The 23,384-nt window shown below is 73.5% G+C and carries 1 protein-coding gene and 1 pseudogene; both read right to left on the reverse strand.

The genetic code is table 11. The annotated features are described in order from the left end of the window. Positions 1-112: 112 nt before the first annotated feature. Positions 113-8,437: pseudogene (locus ACIQVI_RS29290) on the reverse strand (type I polyketide synthase); the annotation flags it as partial. Between the two features lie 171 nt (positions 8,438-8,608). Further along, the gene (locus ACIQVI_RS29295) at positions 8,609-23,293 is read right to left on the reverse strand and encodes an SDR family NAD(P)-dependent oxidoreductase (protein WP_403601268.1); all 14,685 of its coding nucleotides are present in this window, start codon (positions 23,291-23,293) and stop codon (positions 8,609-8,611) included. Positions 23,294-23,384 lie beyond the last annotated feature (91 nt).

Genomic DNA, 23,384 nt, shown 5'->3' on the forward strand with positions numbered 1-23,384 from the left:
TTCATCGTTCGACATGCGACGTTCCCCACCCATTCCTGTCAGCAAGTTGGCTTTTTACTCCGACGCACCGGCCTCATTCACCGCACCGGTCGCACCCCTCGCACCGATCGTGCTAGTCGAAGGTGATTCCGAATTCCTTGCCGACGAATTCGTACAGTTCCTCGGCCGATGCCGATTCCAGCTCTTCCGCGACGGCGGCGCTTTCCGCCGCTCCCGCCGTGCGGTCCCCGGCGTCCCAGGCGGACATCAGGGCTTGCAGCCTGACCCTGGTCTGACCACGGGCGATGTCGTCCAGCTCCGCTCCGGTCAGCGCCGCCTCCAGGGCCTCGATCCTTTCCAGTACGAGCCGTTCGGGAGACACGCCGGAGTCGACGAGTTCCGTCCGCAGGTGTTCGGCGAGCGCCTGCGGTGTCGGATAGTCGAAGATGAGCGTGGCCGGCAGGCGCATTCCGGTCTCGGTGTTGAGCCGGTTGCGCAGGTCGACGGCCGTCAGGGAATCGAAGCCGAGTTCCTTGAACGCCCGCTCGGGGTCGACCGTGTCCTGTCCGGCGTGACCGAGCACGGTGGCGACCTGCGCGCACACCAGGTCCCGCAGCAGCACGCCCTGCTCTGCCTCGGCCAGACCGGCCAGCCGCTGGGCCAGGGCCGACCGCCCCTGCCCGTCGGCGCCACCGGCGCCGGTGCCGCTCGCCGTCCCCCTGCGGGGAGCGAGGCGGACCAGGCCGCGCAGGACGGCGGGCAGCGCGTCGCCCTGGGCCCGCAGCGCCTTGACGTCCAGCCGGAGGGGCAGCATCCAGGCGGTCCTGGTGCGGTTCTCGGCGGAGAGCGCGGTGCTGAAGAGGGACAGGCCGTCGTCGGCCGTGATGGGCAGGAGGCCGGCGCGGGTCATGCGCTGGAGGTCGGCCTCGCCCAGGTGGCCGGTGATGCCGCTGGCCTCGGCCCACAGGCCCCAGGACAGCGCCGTCGCGGGGAGGCCCGCGCTCCGGCGGTGTTCGGCCAGGGCGTCCAGGAAGGCGTTGGCGGCGGCGTAGTTGCCCTGGCCGGGGGCGCCGAACACGGCGGCCGCGGACGAGAAGAGCACGAACGCCGTGAGCGGCAGGTCCTCGGTCAGCTCGTGCAGGTTCCACGCGCCGTCGACCTTGGGCCGCAGGACGCCGTCGACCCGCTCGGGGGTGAGCGAGCCGATGACGCCGTCGTCGGCGACGCCCGCCGTGTGGACCACGCCCCGCAGGGGGTGCGCGGGCGGGATGGACGCGAGCAGGGCCTCCAGGCCCGGCCGGTCGGCGGCGTCGCAGGCGGCGACGCGCACGTCGGCCGCGCCGAGCGCGGTCAGCTCGGCGACCAGCTCGGCCGCGCCGGGGGCCCGTTCGCCGCGCCGGCTGGTGAGCAGCAGGTGCCGTACGCCGTGGGCGGTGACCAGGTGGCGGGCGAGCAGCGCGCCGAGCACGCCGGTCGCGCCGGTGACCAGCACCGTGCCGTCGCCGTCGAAGACCGGCTCCCGCTCCTCCGCGGCGGACGCGGCGGACGCGCCGGGCGCGACGGGCGCGACGGCCATGCGGGCGAGCCTCGGGGCGTACAGCTCTCCGTCCCGTACGGCCAGCCGGGGCTCTCCGGCCACCGGCGCGGCCAGCAGGGCGGCGCGCGTCTCCGTGGTCTGCGCACCCTCCGCGCCCTCCGCGCTTTCCTGGAGGTCGAGCAGGACGATCCTGCCGGGGTTCTCGGTCTGCGCGGAGCGCAGCAGTGCCCAGGCGGAGGCGAGGGCGAGGTCGCCGCTCTCGGCGCCACGGGCGGTCACGACGAGCGTGGAGTCCTCCAGCCGCCCGTCCGCGAGCCACGCCTGCGCCAGTTCCAGCGCGCGGTACGTCGCGTCCCGTACGGCCCCGGGGACGTCGCCGTTCCCGCTCGGCGCCAGGGACACGAGGGCCACGGGCGGGACGGCCGCGCGGCCCCCGTCCACCGCGTCGAGCAGCGCGGCGACGTCCGCGTACCGCCGGAAGCCGTCCCCCGTGCCTCCGGGGAGGGTCGATGCGGTCGCGTCGCCGAGCAGGACCCAGTCGTCGGTGTGGCCCGGGGCCGGGGCCCGCCCGCCGGGGACCTTCGTCCAGTCGACCTGGAACAGCGCGTCGTGGTAGGTCGTGCGGGCGGTGGTGAGCGCGTCGGCCGACACCGTGCGCCACAGCAGGGAGTCCGCCTCCGCGACGGGCTTGCCGGCCGCGTCCGCGATCACCAGCGACACGGTGTCCGGCCCGGTCGACACGAACCGTACGCGCAGCTCGGCCGCGCCGGTGGCGTGCACGGTGACACCGCCCCAGGAGAACGGCAGGGCGGGATCGGACGCGTCCTCCAGGGCCTTGAGCATCACGGCGTGCAGGGTCGCGTCGAGCAGTGCCGGGTGCAGGGTGAAGCGGCCGGCGTCCGCGTGCTGCTCCTCGGGCAGGACGACCTCGGCGTACACCTCGCCGTCCCGCCGCCAAGCGCGCCGCAGGCCCTGGAACGCGGGCCCGTAGTCGTAGCCCTGCTCCACGAGGCGCTCGTAGGCGCCCTCGACGTCCACCTCGACGGCCCCGGCCGGCGGCCAGGCCGCCAGGTCGGCGGGCGCGGACGCGGACGCCGCCGTCAGCACGCCGGAGGCGTGCCGGACCCATGCCTCGTCGGTCCCGTCGTCGCCCTCGGGCCGCGCGTGGACCGCGAGGGTGCGGCGCCCGGAGTCGTCGGCCGCGCCGACGGTGATCTGGAGCTGTACGGCGCCGCGCTCGGGGAGGACGAGCGGCGCGGCGAGCGTCAGCTCCTCGATCCGGTCGCAGCCGACCCGGTCACCGGCCTGGACGGCCATCTCGACGAAGGCGGTACCGGGCAGGAGCACGGTGCCGGCGACGGCGTGATCGGCCAGCCAGGGATGGGTGGCGAGGGAGAGCCGCCCGGTGAGCACCAGGCCCTCTCCGTCCGCGAGTTCGACGACGGCCCCGAGCAGCGGATGCCCGGCCGTCGCCAGCCCGGCCGACGCCACGTCCGCCGTGTCGGCCACGGGGACGAGCCAGTACGAATCCCGCTGGAAGGCGTAGGTGGGGAGATCGAGACGGCGGGCGCCGGACCCCTCGTAGTACGCCTTCCAGTCAACCGGCACGCCGTTGACGAAGAGGCGCGCGAGGGCGGTGACAAGCTGCTGGGGCTCGGGACGTCCCTTGCGGAGAGCCGGGATGCCGTTGGCCAGAGCGGACAGGACGCCGTCGGGGCCGAGTTCGAGGAGGTTGTCGACGCCCTGGGCCTCGACGGTCTGGAGGGCGTCGGCAAAACGCACCGGGCGGCGGACGTGCTCCACCCAGTAGTCGACCGACTGGAGTTCTTCGGCCGTGGCTGTCCGGCCGGTGACGGTGGAGACGATCGGGATACGAGGAGCACTGAACGACAACCCGGCCACCACGGCACGGAAGTCGTCCAGCATCGGGTCCATCAGAGGCGAGTGGAACGCGTGGCTGACGGTGAGCTGCTTGAACTTCACACCCAAGGACTGCGCGATCTCCAGCACGACCGCCTCAACGCCCGCGATGACCACCGACTCGGGGCCATTCACGGCAGCGATACCGGCTTCGGCCTCACGCCCAGCCAGCAACGGCAGAACCGTCACCTCCGACGCCTGCACAGCCACCATCGCGCCACCCGAAGGCAGGGCCTGCATCAGACGGCCACGGGCCGACACCAGCTTGGAAGCGTCCTCCAGGGACAGAACCCCGGCCACATGCGCAGCGGCGATCTCACCGATCGAGTGCCCGGTCAGCACCTCCGGCTTCACCCCCCAGGACTCCACCAACCGGTAGAGAGCAACCTCCAGGGCAAAGAGGGCCGGCTGCGTGTTCCTGGTCTCGTCCAGACCCTCACCCGAGAAAACGACCTCCCGGAGATCTTCATCCAGGTACGACAGAACCTCGTCAAAGGCTTTCGTGAAGGCGGGGAAGGACTCGTACAACTCCCTTCCCATACCGGCGCGCTGAGCGCCCTGGCCCGTGAACATCACGCCCACACGACCCGACCCGGCCGCACCCTCCACGGTCTCGTCCCCGACGACCACCGCCCGGTGCTCGAACACCGACCGCGACGACACCAGCGACGCACCCACGTCCACCGGGCGGGCATCCGTCCCAGCGGCGTACGCACGGACCCGCTCGATCTGACCCCGCAGTGCACCAGCCGTACGTCCGGAGATCACCCACGGCACCACCGCAGGAGCCGCGCCCTCCTCCAGTACGGCCTCGGCCTCCGGCGCCTGCTCCAGCACCACATGCGCGTTCGTCCCGCTGGCGCCGAAGGAGGACACCGCCGCGCGGCGCGGGCGGCCGGTCTCCGGCCACGCGCGCGCTTCCGTCAACAGCTCGATCTCGCCCGCCGACCAGTCGATCAGGGGCGAAGGCTCCTCGACGTGCAGGGTCTTCGGCAGGACGCCGTGGCGCATCGCCTGGACCATCTTGATGACGCCGCCGACACCGGCCGCCGCCTGTGCGTGGCCGATGTTCGACTTCAGGGAGCCGAGCCACAGCGGCCCCTGGTCACCGCGTTCCTGGCCGTACGTGGCGAGCAGCGCCTCCGCCTCGATCGGGTCGCCCAGACGCGTGCCCGTGCCGTGTGCCTCGACGGCGTCGATGTCGGCCGGGGTGAGCCGGGCGTTGGCGAGGGCCTGGCGGATGACCCGCTGCTGGGAGGGGCCGTTGGGGGCCGTGAGGCCGTTGGACGCGCCGTCCTGGTTGACCGCCGTGCCCCGGACGACCGCCAGGACCTCGTGGCCGTTGCGACGGGCCTGGGAGAGCGGTTCGACGAGCAACATGCCGACGCCCTCGGCCCAGCCCGTACCGTCGGCGTCCGCCGAGAACGCCTTGCACCGGCCGTCGGGAGCGAGCCCGCGCTGCCTGCTGAACTCGATGAAGGTTCCGGGCGTCGACATGACGGTCACGCCGCCGACGAGGGCCATCGAGCACTCGCCGGAGCGCAGCGCCTGCGCGGCCAGGTGCAGGGCGACGAGCGACGACGAGCACGCGGTGTCGACCGTCATGGCCGGGCCTTCGAGACCGAAGGCGTACGCGATGCGGCCGGCGACGACGCTGGCGGCGTTGCCCGTCATGAGGTAGCCGTCGACGCCCTCGGGCGCGCGGGTCATCATCGTCGCGTAGTCGGCGCCGTTGCCGCCGGCGAAGACGCCGACCTGGTCGCCGCGCACCGTCTCCGGGTCGATGCCGGCGCGCTCGAACGCCTCCCAGGCCGTCTCCAGGAGGAGCCGCTGCTGCGGGTCCATGCCCAGGGCCTCGCGCGGCGAGATCCCGAAGAAACCGGCGTCGAACCGGTCGGCTTCATAGAGGAAGCCGCCCTCGCGGGTGTAGCTCTTGCCGGAGCGGTCGGGGTCGGGGTCGTACAGGTCCTCGTCCCAGCCTCGGCCGGTGGGCAGCGGTCCGACGGCGTCGACGCCGTCGGCGACGAGCCGCCACAGGTCCTCCGGCGACGCGGCCCCGCCGGGGTAGCGGCAGGCCATGCCGACGATGGCGATCGGCTCGTCGCTCGTACGGGTGGCGGCGAAGGTCCGCCGTACGGTGTCGGAGCCGAGCAGTTCGGACTTCAGGTACGCGACGACGGCCTGCGGCGTCGGGTGGTCGAAACCGACCGTGGCGGGGATGCGCAGCCCGGTCGCCGCGCTGAGGCGGTTGCGCAGTTCGACGGCCGTCATGGAGGTCAGGCCCAGTTCGGTGAAGACCTGAGCGGCCCCGAAGGCGTCGGGGTCGGCGTAGCCGAGGACGCCCGCCAGCTGTTCGCGCACGAGCCTCAGCAGCCGCTGGTCCTGCTCGGCGTCACCGAGCCCGGCCAACTCCTCGACCAGCTCGGCGGCGCCGCCCTTGGGGGCGGTGCGGTGCTCGACGACCGGAGCGACGTACGTCCCGGAGGAGGTGGGCTCCAGCCAGTAGTTCTCGTGCTGGAAGGCGTAGGTGGGGAGGTCGACGAGGTGGGCGCCGGAGCCTTCGTAGTACGCCTTCCAGTCGACGGAGGCGCCGTTGACGAAGAGGCGCGCGAGGGCGGTGACGAGCTGCTGCGGTTCGGGACGGTCCCTGCGGAGGGCGGGGACGCCTCCGGCCAGGACGGACAGGACGGCGTCGGGGCCGAGTTCGAGGAGGTTGTCGACGCCCTGGGCCTCAATCGTCCGGACCGCGTCGGCGAAACGGACCGGACGGCGGACGTGCTCCACCCAGTACTCGACCGACTGAAGCTCCTCGGCCGTGGCCGTCCGGCCGGTGACGGTGGAGACGATCGGGATACGAGGAGCACTGAACGACAACCCCGCCACCACGGCACGGAAATCGTCCAACATCGGCTCCATCAGCGGCGAGTGGAAAGCATGGCTGACCGTGAGCTGCTTGAACTTCACGCCCAGGGACTGCGCGATCTCCAGGACATCGGCCTCGACACCGGCGATGACGACGGACTCGGGGCCATTGACGGCCGCGATACCGGCTTCGGACTCGCGACCGGCCAGCAACGGCAGAACCGTCTCCTCCGACGCCTGCACAGCCACCATCGCGCCGCCCGAAGGCAGGGCCTGCATCAGACGGCCACGGGCCGACACCAGCTTGGAAGCGTCCTCCAGAGACAACACCCCGGCCACATGGGCGGCAGCGATCTCACCGATGGAATGCCCGGTCAGTACCTCGGGCTTGACGCCCCAGGACTCGATCAGACGATAGAGAGCGACTTCGAGAGCGAAGAGCGCCGGCTGCGTGTTCCCGGTCTCGTCCAGACCCTCACCCGAGAAGATGATCTCGCGAAGGCCTTCCTCCAGGTGCGACAGGACCTCGTCAAAGGCCGCCGCGAAAGCAGGGAAGGACTCGTACAGCTCCTTGCCCATCCCGGCCCGCTGAGCCCCCTGACCGGTGAACATCACGCCCACCCGACCAGAACCGGCCACGCCCTCCACGGTCTCGTCCCCGATGACGACCGCCCGGTGCTCGAACACCGACCGCGACGAAACGAGCGACGCACCCACATCCACCGGACGGACACCCGCCCCGGCGGCGTACGCACGGACCCGCTCCACCTGGTCCCGCAGCGCACCCTCCGTACGCCCGGACACCACCCACGGCACCACCACCGGGGCAACGCCCTCCCCTGGCACAGCCTCGGACTCCGGCGCCTGCTCCAGCACCACATGCGCATTCGTCCCGCTCACCCCGAACGACGACACCGCCGCCCGGCGCGGGCGGTCCGCGTCCGGCCAGGGGCGCGCCTCCGTGAGGAGTTCCACCGCGCCCGCCGACCAGTCGATCATCGGGGACGGCTCGTCGGCGTGCAGGGTGGCGGGGACGACGCCGTGGCGCATGGCCTCGACCATCTTGATGACGCCCGCGACGCCGGCCGCGTGCTGCGTGTGGCCGATGTTGGACTTGACGGAGCCGAGCCACAGTGGTTCCTGGTCACCGCGTTCGCGTCCGTACGTGGCGAGCAGGGCCTCCGCCTCGATCGGGTCGCCCAGGCGCGTGCCCGTGCCGTGCGCCTCGACCACGTCCACGTCCGCGGGGGCGAGGCGGGCTCCGGCGAGGGCCTGGCGGATGACGGCCTGCTGGGCGCGGCCGTTGGGGGCGGTGAGGCCGTTGGACGCGCCGTCCTGGTTGACGGCCGAGCCGCGCAGGACCGCGAGAACCTGGTGACCGTTGCGCCGCGCGTCCGACAGGCGCTCCACGAGGAGCAGACCGACGCCCTCGCCCCAGCCCGTGCCGTCCGCGTCGGCGGAGAAGGACTTGCAGCGGCCGTCGGCGGAGAGGCCGCGCTGGCGGCTGAACTCGATGAAGGTGCCCGGCGTCGACATGATCATGATGCCGCCGGCGAGGGCCATCGAGCACTCCCCCGCCCGCAGGGCGCGGGCCGCGAGGTGGAGGGCGACGAGCGAGGACGAGCAGGCCGTGTCGAGGGTGACGGCGGGGCCGGTCAGGCCCAGGTGGTAGGCGACGCGGCCGGACATGATGCTGGAGGTGCTGCCGGTGAGGACGAGGCCCTCGACGCTCGGCGGGGCGTCCTGCATCCGGGGGCCGTAGTCCTGGCCGGTGGCGCCGACGAAGACGCCGGTCCGGCTGCCGCGCAGCGACAGCGGGTCGAGGCCGGCGCGTTCGACGGTCTCCCAGGCGACCTCCAGGAGCAGGCGCTGCTGGGGGTCCATCGCGAGGGCTTCGCGCGGCGACACCTCGAAGAAGGGCGCGTCGAAGTGTCCGGCTCCCGACAGGAACCCGCCGGCGCGGGTGTAGCTCTTGCCGGAGCGTTCCGGGTCGGCGTCGTACAGGTCCTCGGGCCAGCCGCGGCCCTCGGGGAAGGGGCCGACCGCGTCCGTGCCGTCGGCGACGAGCCGCCACAGGTCCTCGGGGGAGCCGACGCCGCCGGGGAAGCGGCAGCCCATGCCGACGATGGCGATCGGCTCGTGTTCCTTCTCCTCGGCCTCACGGAGTCGGCGGTGCGCTTCGCGGGCGTCGTTGATGGCACGCTTGAGGTAGTCGCGGAGTTTCTGTTCCTCAGCCACTCTGGTTCAGCCTCTCGGGAAGTCGCGGGGTCGTGCGGTGGGCGAGTCCGGTGCCGGGGCGTGTCGTCGTCGTCACTCCAGGCCTCCGTCGATGAGGGCGAAGAGTTCGTCGTCGGAGGCGTCGTCCAGGGCGTCGGCCTCCTCGTCGTCGCCCCCGGCGCCACCGGCTCCCCCGGTGCCGTCGGTGCCGAGCAGTGCCAGCAGTTCGGTGAGCCGGCCGCGGATCTCGGCGCGGGTGGTGTCGTCGTCCCCGGAGAGCGTGCCGAGCGCGTTCCTGACCTTGTCGAGGTCCTGGAGCGCGGCGCGGGCGCCGGAGCCGGTCACCGGGACGGCGGTGTCCAAGGCGAACTGCTCCTTGAGGTGTCCGGCGAGTTCGACCGGTGTCGGATAGTCGAAGACGAGGGCGGTGGGGAGCCGCAGGCCCGTGGCGGCGTTGAGCCGGTTCCGCAGTTCCACGGAGGTCAGCGAGTCGAAGCCGAGGGCTTTGAACGCGCGGTCGCTCTGCACCGTCTCCGGGCCGGTGTGGCCGAGGACGGTCGCCGCCTGGGTGCGGACGAGGTCGACGAGCAGCTTGTCGCGCTCCTCGTCCGACAGGACGGCGAGCCGCTGCTCCAGGGTGTCGGTGCTCTCCGCGGCGCCGCTCGCGACGGCCCGCCGGGGGGCGGTGCGCACCAGGTTCCGGAAGAGCGGCGGCGTGCCGCCGCTCTGGCGGGCGAGTGCGGCCGTGTCCAGTCCGGTGGCGGTGACGACGGCCTCGCCGAGGTCCTGGGCGGCGTCGAACAGGCGCATTCCCCGGGCCGATTCCAGGGCGATCAGTCCGCCGCGTGCCATGCGCCGCAGGTCGGTCTCGTCCAGGTGGCCGGTCATGCCGCTGGCCTCGGCCCACAGGCCCCAGGCGAGGGAGACGGCGGGCAGGCCTCGGTGGCGGCGGTGCTGGGCGAGGGCGTCGAGATAGGCATTGGCGGCGGCGTAGTTGCCCTGGCCTCCGGCGCCCATGAGGCCGCCGACGGAGGAGTACAGGACGAACATGGTCAGGTCGAGGTCGGCGGTCAGTTCGTGCAGGTGCCAGGCGGCGTCGGCCTTGGGCCGCATGACGTGGTCGAGTTGTGCGGGTGTCATGGCGGCGATGACGCCGTCGTCGAGGACGCCGGCCGTGTGCACGACGCCGGTCAGGGGGTGCTCGGCGGGGATTCCGGCGAGCAGGTCGGCGAGGGCGTCGCGGTCGGCGACGTCGCAGGCGGCGAGGGTGACGCGGGCGCCGAGGGCGGTGAGTTCGGCCTCCAGTTCCCGGGCGCCGGGGGCGGCGGGGCCGCGCCGGCTGGTCAGGAGCAGGTGGCGCACGCCGTACTCGGTGACGAGGTGGCGGGCGGCGAGGGTGCCGAGGCCGCCGGTGGCGCCGGTGACGAGGACGGTGCCGCCGGGCGCGGGGCGGGCGGGGATCGTCAGGACGACCTTGCCCACGTTGCGGCCCTGCTGGAGGAAGCGGAACGCCTCCGGGGCGCGGCGGACGTCCCAGGCGGTGACGGGGAGGGGCTGGAAGACGCCCTTCTCGAACAGGACCAGGATCTCCACCAGCATCTCCTGGACCCGGTCCGGGATGCCGCCTTCGGCGTCCGGTTCGGTGCGGGCGAGGACGGTGAGGTCGTAGACCGTGTAGTCCACGCCGGGGTGGTCGGCGGCGAGCCGGCCGGCGTCGCGGATGTCGGTCTTGCCCATTTCGAGGAACCGGCCGCCGCCCGGCATGAGCCGCAGGGAGGCGTCGATGAACTCGGCCGCCAGGGAGTTGAGGACGACGTCGACGCCCCGGCCGCCGCTGGTGGCGCGGAACCGGTCCTCGAAGTCGAGGGTGCGGGAGGAGGCGATGTGGTCGTCGTCCAGGCCCAGGGCGCGCAGGGTGTCCCACTTGCCGGGGCTCGCGGTGCCGTAGACGTCGGCGCCGAGGTGGCGGGCGAGCTGGACGGCGGCGATGCCGACGCCGCCGGCGGCGGCGTGGACGAGGACCGATTCGCCCGCGCGCACCCGGCCGAGGTCGACCAGGCCGTAGTAGGCGGTGAGGAACACGACGGGGACGGAGGCGGCCTGGGCGAAGGTCCAGCCCTCGGGCATCCGGGCGATCAGCCGCCGGTCGCCGACGGCGACGGAGGCGAACGCGCCGTCGAACAGGCCCATGACCCGGTCGCCGACCTCCAGGTCGGTGACGCCGGGGCCGACCTCGGTGATCACGCCGGCGCCTTCGCGGCCCATCTGCGCGCCGTTCTCCGGGACGAGGCCGAGGGCGACCAGCACGTCCCGGAAGTTGAGGCCCGCGGCGCGCAGCGCGACCCGCACCTCGCCGTTCCGCAGGGGTGCGGCGACGTCGGGGCAGGGGGCGACGGCGAGGTTCTGCAGAGTGCCCTTGGTGGGGGCGACGACCCGCCATTCGGGGACGTCGGGGACGGTCAGCGGGGCTCCGGCGGTGGCCGGGCGGACGAGGCGGGGGGCGTACGGCGCGCCGGAGCGCAGCGCCAGCTGGGGTTCGCCGGCCCCGATCGCGGCGTGCAGGGCGCGCGCCGGGATATCGGTGTCGTCGGTGTCGAGCAGGAGGAAGCGGTCGGGGTTCTCCGTCTGGGCCGACCGCAGCAGTCCCCAGAGGGTGGCGGCGGCCGGGTCGGTGACCGGTTCGCCGGAGAGGACGGCGGCGGCGCCGTGGACGACGACGGCCAAGCGGGTGTCGGCGAACCGGTCGTCGGCGAGCCAGGCGCGCACGGTGTCGAGGGTCCGGTGCGCCGCGGCTCCCGCGGTGTGGGCATCGACACCGCCGCCCCGGAGGGGCAGCAGGACGACCGCGGGAGCCGGGGCGCCTCCGGTCACCGAGTCGGCCAGCGCGGTCAGGTCCGGGAGGACCGTGGCGCCGGTCGCCCCGGTGAGTCGGTGGCCGGCGGGGCCGACGAGGACCCAGCCGGTGGCGTCGTACGGCTCGTCTCCCCCGTTGCCGTCTCCCCCGGCGTCGCCGTCGCGGGTGACGGGCGGGGTGACGGGCAGGGGGGTCCAGTCCAGTACGAACAGGGCGTCGTCCCGGGGGGTGTCGGCGCCGCGCAGGGCGTCGGGCGAGACGGGCCGCAGGGTCAGCGCGCCGACGGTGGCGACGGGGGCTCCCGTGCCGTCGGCGAGGGTGAAGGAGGCGCTGTCGGGGCCGTCGAACACGGCCCGTACGCGCAGCACGGACGCGCCGGTGGCGTGGACGGTGACGTCGGACCAGGCGAAGGGCAGACCGGCCTCGCGCTCGCCCTCGGTGAGGCCGGGCAGCAGCAGGTGCAGCGCGGTGTCGAGGAGCGCGGGGTGCAGGGCGTACTGCCCTGCGTCGGCGGCCAGTTCGTCGGCGAGGGCGACCTCGGCGTACACCTCGTCGCCGCGCTGCCACAGGCGGCGCAGGCCCTGGAAGAGCGGGCCGTAGCCGAAGCCCTGCTCGGCGAGGCGGTCGTAGCCGCCGGTGAGGTCGGCCTCGGTGGCCCCGGCGGGCGGCCACGCGGTGAGGCCCTCGGCCGGAGCGGCCTCGGGGCCGGTGGCGAGCACGGCGGTGGCGTGCCGCGTCCACGGCCGGTCCTCGCCCTCGGGGCGGGAGTGGACGCTCAGCGCGCGCCGCCCGTCGGCGTCGGCGGCGGCGACGGTCAGCTGGAGCCGGACGGCGCCGCGCCCGGTCAGGACGAGCGGCGCGGAGAGGGTCAGTTCCTCGACGCGGTCGCAGCCGACCCGGTCGCCGGCCTGGGTGGCGAGTTCGACGAACGCGGTGCCGGGCAGCAGGACGGTGTCGAAGACGGTGTGGTCGGCGAGCCAGGGGTGGGTGCGCAGGGAGATCCGGCCGGTGAGCACCAGGCCCTCGCCGTCGGCGAGTTCGACGGCCGCGCCGAGCAGCGGGTGCCCGGGCGTGGTCAGTCCCGCCGAGGTCACGTCGCCCGTCGCCGCCTCGGTGACCAGCCAGAAGTGCTCGTGCTGGAAGGCGTACGTGGGCAGGTCGACGGCCCGGGCGCCGGTGCCGTCGAAGTGGCGGGACCAGTCGACGGGGACGCCGTGGACGTGGGCCGCGGCCAGGGCGGCGAGGAGCTGGTCGAGGCCGCCCCGGCCGCGCCGCAGGGAGCCGGTGAAGAGGGCGTCGGCGCCGGTGGCCTCGACGGTCTCCTCGATGCCGACGGCGAGCACGGGGTGCGGGCTCATCTCCAGGAAGACGTCGTGGCCCTCGCCGATGAGGGCGCGGACGGCGTCCTCCAGGCGCACGGTCTGCCGGAGGTTGCGGTACCAGTAGCCGCCGCCCATGGCGGCGCCGTCGGCCCAGTCTGCGGTGACCGTGGAGAAGAACGGTACCCGGGCGGGGCGGGGGCGCACGGGGGCGAGGAGCTCCGCGAGTTCGTCCTCGATGCGCTCGACGTGCGCCGAGTGCGAGGCGTAGTCGACGGGGATGCGGCGGGCCTTGACGTCGTCCGCGACGAGGGACGCGTACAGCTCGTCGAGGGCTTCCGTGTCGCCCGACACGACGGTGGAGGAGGGGCCGTTGACGGCGGCGACGGACAGGCGCTCGCCCCATGCGGCGAGCCGCTCGGCGGTGTGCTCGCGGGGCAGCGGCACGGACATCATGCCGCCCCGGCCGGCGATCGCGAGGAGCGCGCGGCTGCGCAGGGCGACGATGCGGGCCGCGTCGTCGAGGGAGAGGACCCCGGCGACGCAGGCGGCGGCGATCTCGCCCTGGGAGTGGCCGACGACGGCGGCCGGTTCGACTCCGTACGAGCGCCAGACGGCGGCGAGCGCCACCATGACGGCGAACAGCGCCGGCTGGACGACGTCGACGCGTTCCAGGGAGGATCCCGCCGGGTCGGCGGGATCTTCGCGCAGGACGTCGAGGAGCGACCAGTCGGTGTGGGGGGCGAGGGCGTCCGCGCAGGCGTGGATCGTCTCGGCGAACACCGGCGAGGCGTCGAGGAGTTCGGTGGCCATGCCGATCCACTGGGAGCCCTGGCCGGGGAAGACGAACACGGTCCGGTCGTGGACGGCGGTCGCCGCGCCCCGGATCACGCCGGGCGCGTCCTCGCCCGCGGCGAGCGCCTCCACGGCGGCGAGCAGGTGCTCGCGGCCGGTGCCGAGGACGACGGCGCGGTGCTCGTGCGAGGGGCGGGTGGCGACGAGGGACAGGCCGACGTCGTCCGGCCGGGGGGCGGCGCCGTCGGTCTCCGTACGGGCGAAGGCGGCCAGCCGGCCGGCCTGGCCGCGCAGGGCGTCCTCGCCACGGGCGGAGAGGATCCAGGGGACGACGGCGGTGGGCGCGGGACCGTTGTCGGTGGTGCCGGTGGCGGGCGCGGACCCGTTGTTGGTGGTGCTGGTGGTGGGCACGGGACCGTTGTCAGCGGTGCCGGTGGTGGGCGCGGTGCCGGTGGTGGCGCCGCCCGTGGCGGTGCGGTCGCCCGGCGCCTGCTCCAGGATGACGTGCGCGTTCGTCCCGCTGATGCCGAAGGAGGAGACGGCGGCGCGGCGGGCGCGGCCCGCGTCGGGCCAGGCGCGCTCCTCGGTCAGCAGCTCGACGGCGCCCGACTCCCAGTCGATCATCGGGGACGGCTCGTCGACGTGCAGGGTCCTGGGCAGGACGCCGTGGCGCATCGCCATGACCATCTTGATGACACCACCGACACCGGCGGCGGCCTGCGTGTGACCGATGTTGGACTTCAGCGAACCGAGCCACAGCGGCTGTTCTTCCGGCCGGTCCTGCCCGTACGTGGCGAGCAGTGCCTCCGCCTCGATCGGGTCACCGAGACGCGTGCCCGTGCCGTGCGCCTCGACGGCGTCCACGTCGGCCGGGGTGAGCCGGGCGTTGGCGAGGGCCTGGCGGATGACCCGCTGCTGGGAGGGACCGTTGGGGGCGGTCAGACCGTTGGACGCGCCGTCCTGGTTGACGGCCGACCCCCGGACGACCGCCAGGACTTGGTGGCCGTTGCGCCGCGCGTCCGACAGGCGCTCCACGAGCAGCAGGCCGACGCCCTCCGCCCAGCCCGTGCCGTCCGCGCCGGCGGAGAAGGACTTCGACCGGCCGTCGGGGGCCAGGCCCCGCTGCCGGCTGAACTCCACGAAGGTCCCCGGCGTCGACATGACGGTCACGCCGCCCGCGAGCGCCATGTCGCACTCGCCGGAGCGCAGCGCCTGCGCGGCCAGGTGCAGGGCGACGAGCGACGACGAGCACGCCGTGTCGACGGTGACGGCCGGACCGGTCAGACCGAAGGTGTAGGACAGGCGGCCGGAGATGACGCTGCCGGTGTTGCCGGTGAGCAGGATGCCCTCCAGCTCCTGCGGCATCTGCTCCACCCTGGGCGCGTAGTCGTGGTACATCACGCCGGTGAACACGCCGGTCTGGCTGCCCTTGAGGGTGGCCGGGTCGATCCCGGAACGCTCGAAGGTCTCCCACGCGGTCTCCAGGAGGAGCCGCTGCTGCGGGTCCATGCTGAGCGCCTCGCGCGGCGAGATCCCGAAGAAGCCGGGGTCGAAGAGGCCCGCGTCGTGCAGGAAGCCGCCCTCGCGGACGTACGTCTTGCCGGGGCGCTCCGGGTCGGGGTCGTACAGGTCGTCCGCCCAGCCCCGGTTCTCCGGGAGGCCGGATATCGCGTCCGTGCCCTCGGCGACGAGCCGCCACAGGTCCTCGGGCGAGGCGACGCCGCCGGGGAAGCGGCAGGCCATGCCGACGATCGCGAGCGGCTCGTCGGCGGCCGTGCCGGAGACGCCGGTCGCGGCGGCCGGGGCGCTGCCCGCGTCCTCGCCGGACAGCTCCTCGGCGAGGTGCTCGATCAGGGCCCCGGGCGTCGGGTAGTCGAAGACCAGGGTGCTCGACAGGCGCAGCCCGGTGGCGGCGTTGAGGCGGTTGCGGAGCTCCACGGAGGTCAGCGAGTCGAAGCCGAGCTCCTTGAACGCCCGCTCCGGGTTCACCGCCGCCCGGTCGCCGTGACCGAGGACGGCGGCCACCTGGGCGCCGACCACCTCGGCCAGCACCCGCGACCGGTCGGCCGTGCCGAGGCCGGCCAGCCGCTGCCGCAGCGACGCGGTGGCGGCGGACCCGCGGGCCGCAGCACCACGGGTGCGGCGGTCGGTACGGGGGGCGAGGCCCCGTAGCAGCGGGTGGACCTCGTCGCGCTCGGCCTGGGCGCGCAGCTGCGCGGCGTCCAGGTTCATCGGGACGAGCAGCGCGGAGGCGGGCTCCGCGACGGACAGGTCGAAGAGGGCCAGGCCGTCGGCGCGCTCCAGCGGGGCGACACCGGCGCGGGCCATGCGGGCCATGTCGCCCGCGTCGAGCGTGTCGGCCATGCCGCCGCCCTGCGCCCACAGGCCCCAGGCGAGCGCGACGGCGTTCAGGCCTCGGGCGCGCCGGTGGTGGGCGAGGGCGTCGAGGAAGGTGTTGGCGGCGGCGTAGTTGCCCTGGCCCGCCGCGCCGATGAGGCCCGAGATGGACGAGTAGAGGACGAACGCGGACAGGTCGAGGCCGGCCGTGAGCTCGTGCAGGTGCCAGGCCGCGTCGACCTTGGGCCGCAGCACGCGGTCGACCTGGTCGGCCGTGAGGCTGTGCGCGACGCCGTCGTCGAGGACACCGGCCGTGTGCACGACGCCGGTCAGCGGGTGCTCGCCGGGGATCCCCGCGAGCAGGCCGGCGAGGGCGTCGCGGTCGGCGACGTCGCAGGCGGCGAGGGTCACGTGGGCGCCGAGCCCGGTCAGCTCGGCGGCCGTCTCCTCCGCGCCGGGCGCCTGCGCGCCGCGACGGCTGACGAGCAGCAGACGCCGTACGCCGTGCTCGGTGACGAGGTGCCGGGCCAGCAGGGCGCCGAGGCCTCCCGTACCGCCGGTGACCAGCACCGTTCCCCCGGGCCTCGCGGAGAAGGGCGAGGAGGCCGGCTCCTCGGACGCGGTCGCCGCCGCCCGCGTCAGACGCGGGGCGTACAGCTCCCCGTCCCGTACGGCCAGCTGCGCCTCGCCGCTGCCGGGCACGGCGGGAAGCGCCGCGCCGGACTCCTCCGTGCCGTCCAGGTCGACGAGGACGAAACGGCCGGGGTTCTCGGTCTGCGCCGAGCGCAGCAGCCCCCAGACGGCGGCCGGCGCGGGGTCGTCCGCACCGCCCCCTCCGTGGGCGACGGCGCCGCGCGTCAGCACGGCCAGGGTCGACGCCTCGAACCGCTCGTCGGCCAGCCAGTCCTGTACGAGCTCCAGCGCGCGCAGCGTCAGCGCCCGCGCCCGCCCCGGCACGTCGCCGGAAGCGGTGGTGCCGGTGCCGGACGCCCCGAGGGGGGCCAGGACGAAGGAGGGGACGGGGCCGCCCGCGTCGAGGGTGCGGACGAGGGCCGCGAGGTCGTCGTGGACGGCGGCCCCGCCGGGCAGGCCCGGGACCGGGTCCGGACCGATGACGGCCCAGTCGCCGGGCGCCGAAGCGGCCGCAGGCGCGGCCGTCGGGGTCCAGGTCACCTCGTAGAGCGACTCGTGGCGCACGGCCGTCGCACCGCGCAGCGCCTCGGCGGACGCCTCGCGCCACAGCAGCTCGCGCACGGTGACCACGGGCGCGCCCGTGTCGTCGGCGACGTCGAGCGCCACGGTGTCGGGTCCGGTCCAGGTGAGGCGCACGCGCAGCCCGGCCGCGCCGGTGGCGTGCACGGTCACGCCGGACCAGGCGAACGGCAGGGCGGTGGGGCGGTCGCCGTCGACGACCCCGCGCAGCAGCGGGTGGAGCGCCGCGTCGAGCAGGGCGGGGTGGAGGGCGAAGCGGCCCGCGTCGGCGTGCTGCTCGTCGCCGAGGGCGATCTCGGCGAACAGCTCGCCGTCGCGCCGCCACACCCGGCGCAGCCCCTGGAAGGCCGGGCCGTAGCCGTACCCCTGCGCGTCCAGGTTCCCGTAGACGTCGGCGAGTTCGACCTCGGCCGCCTCCGCCGGGGGCCACGCGGCCAGGTCTCCGGCGGCGGGGACGCCACCGTCGGTCAGTGTGCCGGTGGCGTGCCGGGTCCAGGCCCGGTCCTCGCCCTCGGGGCGCGCGTAGACGGCGAACTCACGTCCGGTGACCGTGACCTGGAACTGGACGGCCCCGTGCTCGGGAAGCACGAGCGGCGCGGCGAGCGTCAGCTCCTCGACCGTGTCGCAGCCGACCCGGTCACCGGCCTGCGTCGCCAGCTCCACGAACGCCGTACCCGGCAGCAGGACGGTCCCGAACACCGCGTGATCCGCCAGCCACGGATGCGTCCGCAGCGACAGCCGGCCCGTGAGGACCACCCCGTCTCCCCCGGCCAGCTCGACGGCCGCCCCCAGGAGCGGATGCTCGGCCGAAGCCAGCCCGGCGGCCGCGACATCGGCCGCACCCGCACCGCTCGACAGCCAGAAGTGCTCCCGCTGGAAGGCGTAGGTGGGGAGGTCGACGGGGCGGGCGCCGGAGCCTTGGTAGTACGTCTTCCAGTCGACGGCCGCGCCGTTGACGAAGAGGCGCGCGAGGGCGGTGACGAGCTGCTGCGGTTCGGGGCGGCCCTTGCGGAGGGCGGGGATGCCGTTGGCCAGGGCCGACAGGACGCCGTCGGGGCCGAGTTCGAGGAGGTTGTCGACGCCCTGGGCTTCGACGGTCTGGAGAGCGTCGGCGAAACGGACCGGGCGGCGGACGTGCTCGACCCAGTAGTCGACCGACTGGAGTTCCTCGGCCGTGGCGACCTGACCCGTAACGGTGGAGACGATCGGGATACGGGGCTCGTTGAACGAGAGCCCGGCCACCACGGCGCGGAAGTCGTCCAGCATCGGGTCCATCAGCGGCGAGTGGAACGCGTGGCTCACGGTGAGCTGCTTGAACTTCACCCCCAGCGTCTGGGCGATCTCCAAGACGACGGCCTCGACACCGGCGATGACGACGGACTCGGGACCGTTCACGGCCGCGATACCGGCTTCGGCCTCACGACCGGCCAGCAACGGCAGAACCGCCTCCTCCGACGCCTGGACAGCCACCATCGCACCACCGGCCGGAAGCGCCTGCATCAGACGACCACGGGCCGACACCAGCGTGCAGGCGTCCTCCAGAGACAGCACTCCGGCCACATGCGCGGCGGCAATCTCGCCAATGGAGTGTCCGGTCAGGACCTCGGGCTTCACACCCCAGGACTCGATCAGACGGTAGAGAGCGACTTCGAGCGCGAAGAGGGCCGGCTGCGTGTTGCCCGTCTCGTCCAGACCCTCCCCGGTGAAGACGATCTCCCGCAGGCCGCCGTCCAGGTACGACAGAACCTCATCGAAGGCCACCGCGAAAGCAGGGAAGGACTCGTACAACTCCCTCCCCATACCGGCCCGCTGAGCACCCTGACCGGTGAACATCACGCCCACCCGGCCAGAACCGGCCACACCCTCCACGGTCTCGTCCCCGACGATCACCGCCCGGTGCTCGAACACCGACCGCGACGACACGAGCGACGCACCCACATCCACCGGACGGACACCCGCCCCGGCAACGTACGCACGGACCCGATCGATCTGGTCCCGCAGCGCACCCTCCGTACGACCGGACACCACCCACGGCACCACCACCGGAGCAACACCCTCCCCCGGCACAACCGGGACCTCCGGCGCCTGCTCCAGCACCACATGCGCGTTCGTCCCGCTGATGCCGAAGGAGGAGACGGCGGCGCGGCGGGCGCGGCCCGTCTCGGGCCAGGAGCGCTGTTCGGTGACGAGTTCCATCGCGCCCGCCGACCAGTCGATCAACGGGGACGGCTCGTCGGCGTGCAGGGTGGCCGGCACGATCCCGTGACGCATCGCCATGACCATCTTGATGACACCGCCGACACCGGCGGCCGCCTGGGTGTGACCGATGTTGGACTTCAAGGAACCGAGCCAGAGCGGCTGTTCGGTGCTGTGCTCCTGCCCGTACGTGGCGAGCAGGGCGTCCGCCTCGATCGGGTCGCCGAGGCGCGTACCCGTGCCGTGCGCCTCGACCACGTCCACGTCCGCCGCCGTCAGACGGGCACCGGCCAGCGCCTGGCGGATGACCCGCTGCTGGGAAGGCCCGTTGGGGGCGGTCAGGCCGTTGGAGGCGCCGTCCTGGTTGACGGCCGAGCCGCGCAGGACGGCGAGGACCTGGTGGCCGTTGCGCCGCGCGTCCGACAGGCGCTCCACGAGGAGCAGACCGACGCCCTCGGCCCAGCCGGTACCGTCCGCGTCCGCCGAGAACGCCTTGCAGCGGCCGTCCGCCGCCAGACCGCGCTGGCGGCTGAACTCCAGGAACATGCCCGGCGTCGACATCACTGCCACGCCGCCCGCGAGGGCCATCGAACACTCGCCGGAGCGCAGCGCCTGCGCGGCCAGGTGCAGGGCGACGAGCGACGACGAGCACGCCGTGTCGACCGTCATGGCCGGGCCCAGCAGCCCGAAGGAGTAGGCGATGCGGCCCGACATGATGCTGGGCGTCCCGCCGGTGAGCAGGTGGCCCTCGACGCCGTCGGGGGCGTCGTGCATACGGGGTCCGTAGTCCTGGACGGTCGCGCCCACGAAGACGCCGGTCTGGCTTCCCCGTACGTCCTCCGGGGTGATGCCCGCGCGCTCGAAGGTCTCCCAGGCCGTCTCCAGGAGGAGCCGCTGCTGCGGGTCCATGCCCAGGGCCTCGCGCGGCGAGATCCCGAAGAAGCCCGCGTCGAACAGTCCCGCGTCGTGCAGGAAGCCGCCCTCACGGGCGTACGTCGTACCCGACCGCTCCGGGTCGGCGCTGTAGAGCGCCTCCAGGTCCCAGCCTCGGTCGTCCGGGAAGCCGGAGACCACGTCGGCGCCGCCGGCGACCAGCCGCCACAGCTCCTCGGGCGAGCCGACGCCGCCGGGGAAGCGGCAGCCCATGCCGACGATCGCGATCGGCTCGTCGGCCGCGTAGGCCGCCGGGACGAGACCGGCGCCGGCCTGCTCGGGGGCCGTACCGTCCGCCTCCGCGAGGACGTGTTCGGCCAGGGCGTGCGGGGTCGGGTAGTCGAAGAGCAGCCCGGAAGAGAACCGCAGGCCCGTCGCGCTCGCGAGGCTGTTGCGGAGCTCGACCGCCATGAAGGAGTCGAACCCCAGGTCCTTGAACGGCCGCCGCATCTCCACGGCACCCGCGTCACCGAGCACGGCGGCGACGTGCGCGGCGACGAGCTCGCCCACCACGCGCACCCGCTCGTCGTCGCCCAGCCCGTGGAGCCGCTGCGCGAGCGCGGTCACAGCGACGGCGGCCTGCGGCGCGGCCGGGGCGTCGTCGATCCAGTAGCGCTCCCGCTGGAAGGCGTACGTGGGCAGGTCGACGCGACGGGCGCCGGAACCCTCGTAGTACGCCTTCCAGTCCACGGCCACGCCGTTCACGAAGAGGCGCGCGAGGGCGGTGACGAGTTGCTGCGGTTCGGGACGGCCCTTACGGAGGGCGGGGATGCCGTTGGCCAGGGCCGACAGAACGGCATCCGGGCCGAGTTCGAGGAGGTTCTCCACCCCCTGGGCCTCGACGGTGCGGATCGCGTCGGCGAAACGGACCGGACGGCGGACGTGCTCGACCCAGTACTCGACCGACTGGAGTTCCTCGGCCGTGGCCACCTGGCCGGTGACGGTGGAGACGATCGGGATACGAGGCGTACTGAACGACAACCCCGCCACCACCGCGCGGAAGTCCTCCAGCATCGGCTCCATCAGAGGCGAGTGGAACGCGTGGCTCACCGTGAGCTGCTTGAACTTCACACCCAAGGACCGGGCGATCTCCAACACGACCGCCTCGACACCCGCGATGACGACGGACTCGGGGCCATTCACGGCCGCGATACCGGCTTCGGCCTCACGCCCAGCCAGCAACGGCAGAACCGTCTCCTCCGACGCCTGCACAGCCACCATCGCGCCGCCCGAAGGCAGGGCCTGCATCAGACGACCACGGGCCGACACCAGCTTGGAAGCGTCCTCCAGAGACAACACCCCGGCCACGTGCGCGGCGGTGATCTCACCGATCGAGTGCCCGGTCAGGACCTCGGGCTTCACACCCCAGGACTCGATCAGACGGTAGAGAGCGACTTCGAGCGCGAAGAGGGCCGGCTGCGTGTTCCCGGTCTCGTCCAGGCCCTCACCGGTGAAGACGACCTCCTGGAGATCGCCGTCCAAGTGCGACAGGACCTCGTCGAAAGCCGTAGCGAAGGCGGGGAAGGCTTCGTACAGCTCCTTGCCCATACCGGCCCGCTGAGCACCCTGACCGGTGAACATCACGCCCACCCGACCAGAACCAGCCACACCCTCCACGGTCTCGTCCCCGACGATCACCGCCCGGTGCTCAAACACCGACCGCGACAAGACCAGCGACGCACCCACATCCACGGGGCGAGCATCGGTACCAGCCGCGAAGGTACGCACTCGCTCGATCTGATCCCGCAGCGCACCCTCCGTACGCCCGGACACCACCCACGGCACCACCGCCGGAGCCACACCCTCCTCCAGTACGGCCACGCTCTCCGGCGCCTGCTCCAGCACCACATGCGCGTTCGTCCCGCCCATGCCGAACGAGCTGACGCCCGCCACCAGGGGGCGGTCCGGGTGGGGCCACGGGGTGAGGTCGCGCTGGACGCGCAGGTTCAGTTCGTCGAGGGGGATGTCGGGGTTCGGGGTCTCGAAGTTGAGGCTGGCCGGGATCTCGCGGTGCTTGACGGCGAGGGCCGCCTTGATGAACCCGGCGATGCCCGCCGCGCCCTCCAGGTGCCCGATGTTCGTCTTGACGGAGCCGACCAGCAGGGGCTGTCCGGCGTCGCGGTGTCCGCCGCCCAGGACCGCGCCCAGGGCGGCGGCCTCGACGGGGTCGCCGACCTTCGTGCCGGTGCCGTGGAGTTCGACGTACTGCACGTCCTGCGGGGCGAGGCCGGCGCGCGCGTAGGCGCGGCGGAGGACGTCCTCCTGGGCGTTCCCGCTGGGCGTGGTCAGGCTGCTGTCGCTGCCGTTGTTGACGGCGCTGCCGCGGATCACGCAGTAGACGTCGTCGCCGTCGGCGAGGGCGCGCGCCAGGGGCTTGAGGAGCACGGCGCCGCCGCCCTCGCCCCGGACGTATCCGTTGGCCCGGCTGTCGAAGGTGTAGCAGCGGCCGTCGGGCGACAGGCCGCCCCAGCGGGCGGAGAGTTCGGTCGTCTCGGCGAGGATGCTGAGGTTGACGCCGCCGACGATCGCGGCGTCGGCCTCGCCGGTCCGCAGGCTCTCGCAGGCGAGGTGGACGGCGACGAGGGACGAGGACTGGCCGGAGTCGACGATGAGGCTGGGGCCGCTGGTGCCCAGGAAGTACGAGATCCGGTTGGCGATGATGCTGCGGTGGATGCCCGTGGTGGTGTGCTGGGTGGTGCCGTCGACGCCGTCGCGGTAGACGAGCTTGGCGTAGTCGTCCCAGATGGTGCCGATGAAGACGCCGAGCCGGCTGCCCTCGATGTCGGCGGGTACGGTGCCCGCGTCTTCGAGGACCTCCCAGGCGAGTTCGAGCATGAGCCGCTGCTGCGGGTCCATGAAGGAGGCCTCGCGCGGGGAGATGCCGAAGAAGCCGGGGTCGAACCGGTCGATCCGGTCGAGGAAGGCGCCCTGCGTGTCGCCGGCCCAGCGGTCCTCGGGGACCCCGGTGATCGCGTGTGCTCCGCTGCGGAGGAGTTCCCAGAGGGATCCCGGCGTCGGGGCCTGCGGGAAGCGGCAGGCCATCCCGACCACTGCGATCGCGTCATTCTGATCGACCTCGACATCGACGGAGTCGTCCGAGTCGCCATTCACGACGAATGCAGTGTCACTCATCACTCGACCTCACCACTAAGTAATCAACGGCATTCTGAATTTGCACCCAATACTGCTTCCTTACGTTGCACCGTAGCCGGACGGCACCCCC

It is taken from the genome of Streptomyces sp. NPDC098101 (assembly GCF_044760185.1).
Taxonomy (GTDB): domain Bacteria; phylum Actinomycetota; class Actinomycetes; order Streptomycetales; family Streptomycetaceae; genus Streptomyces.

Bases quoted from the DNA above. Each gene is read 5' to 3' on its own strand.
- ACIQVI_RS29295 (WP_403601268.1), bottom strand. From the start codon at position 23,293: ATGAGTGACACTGCATTCGTCGTGAATGGCGACTCGGACGACTCCGTC.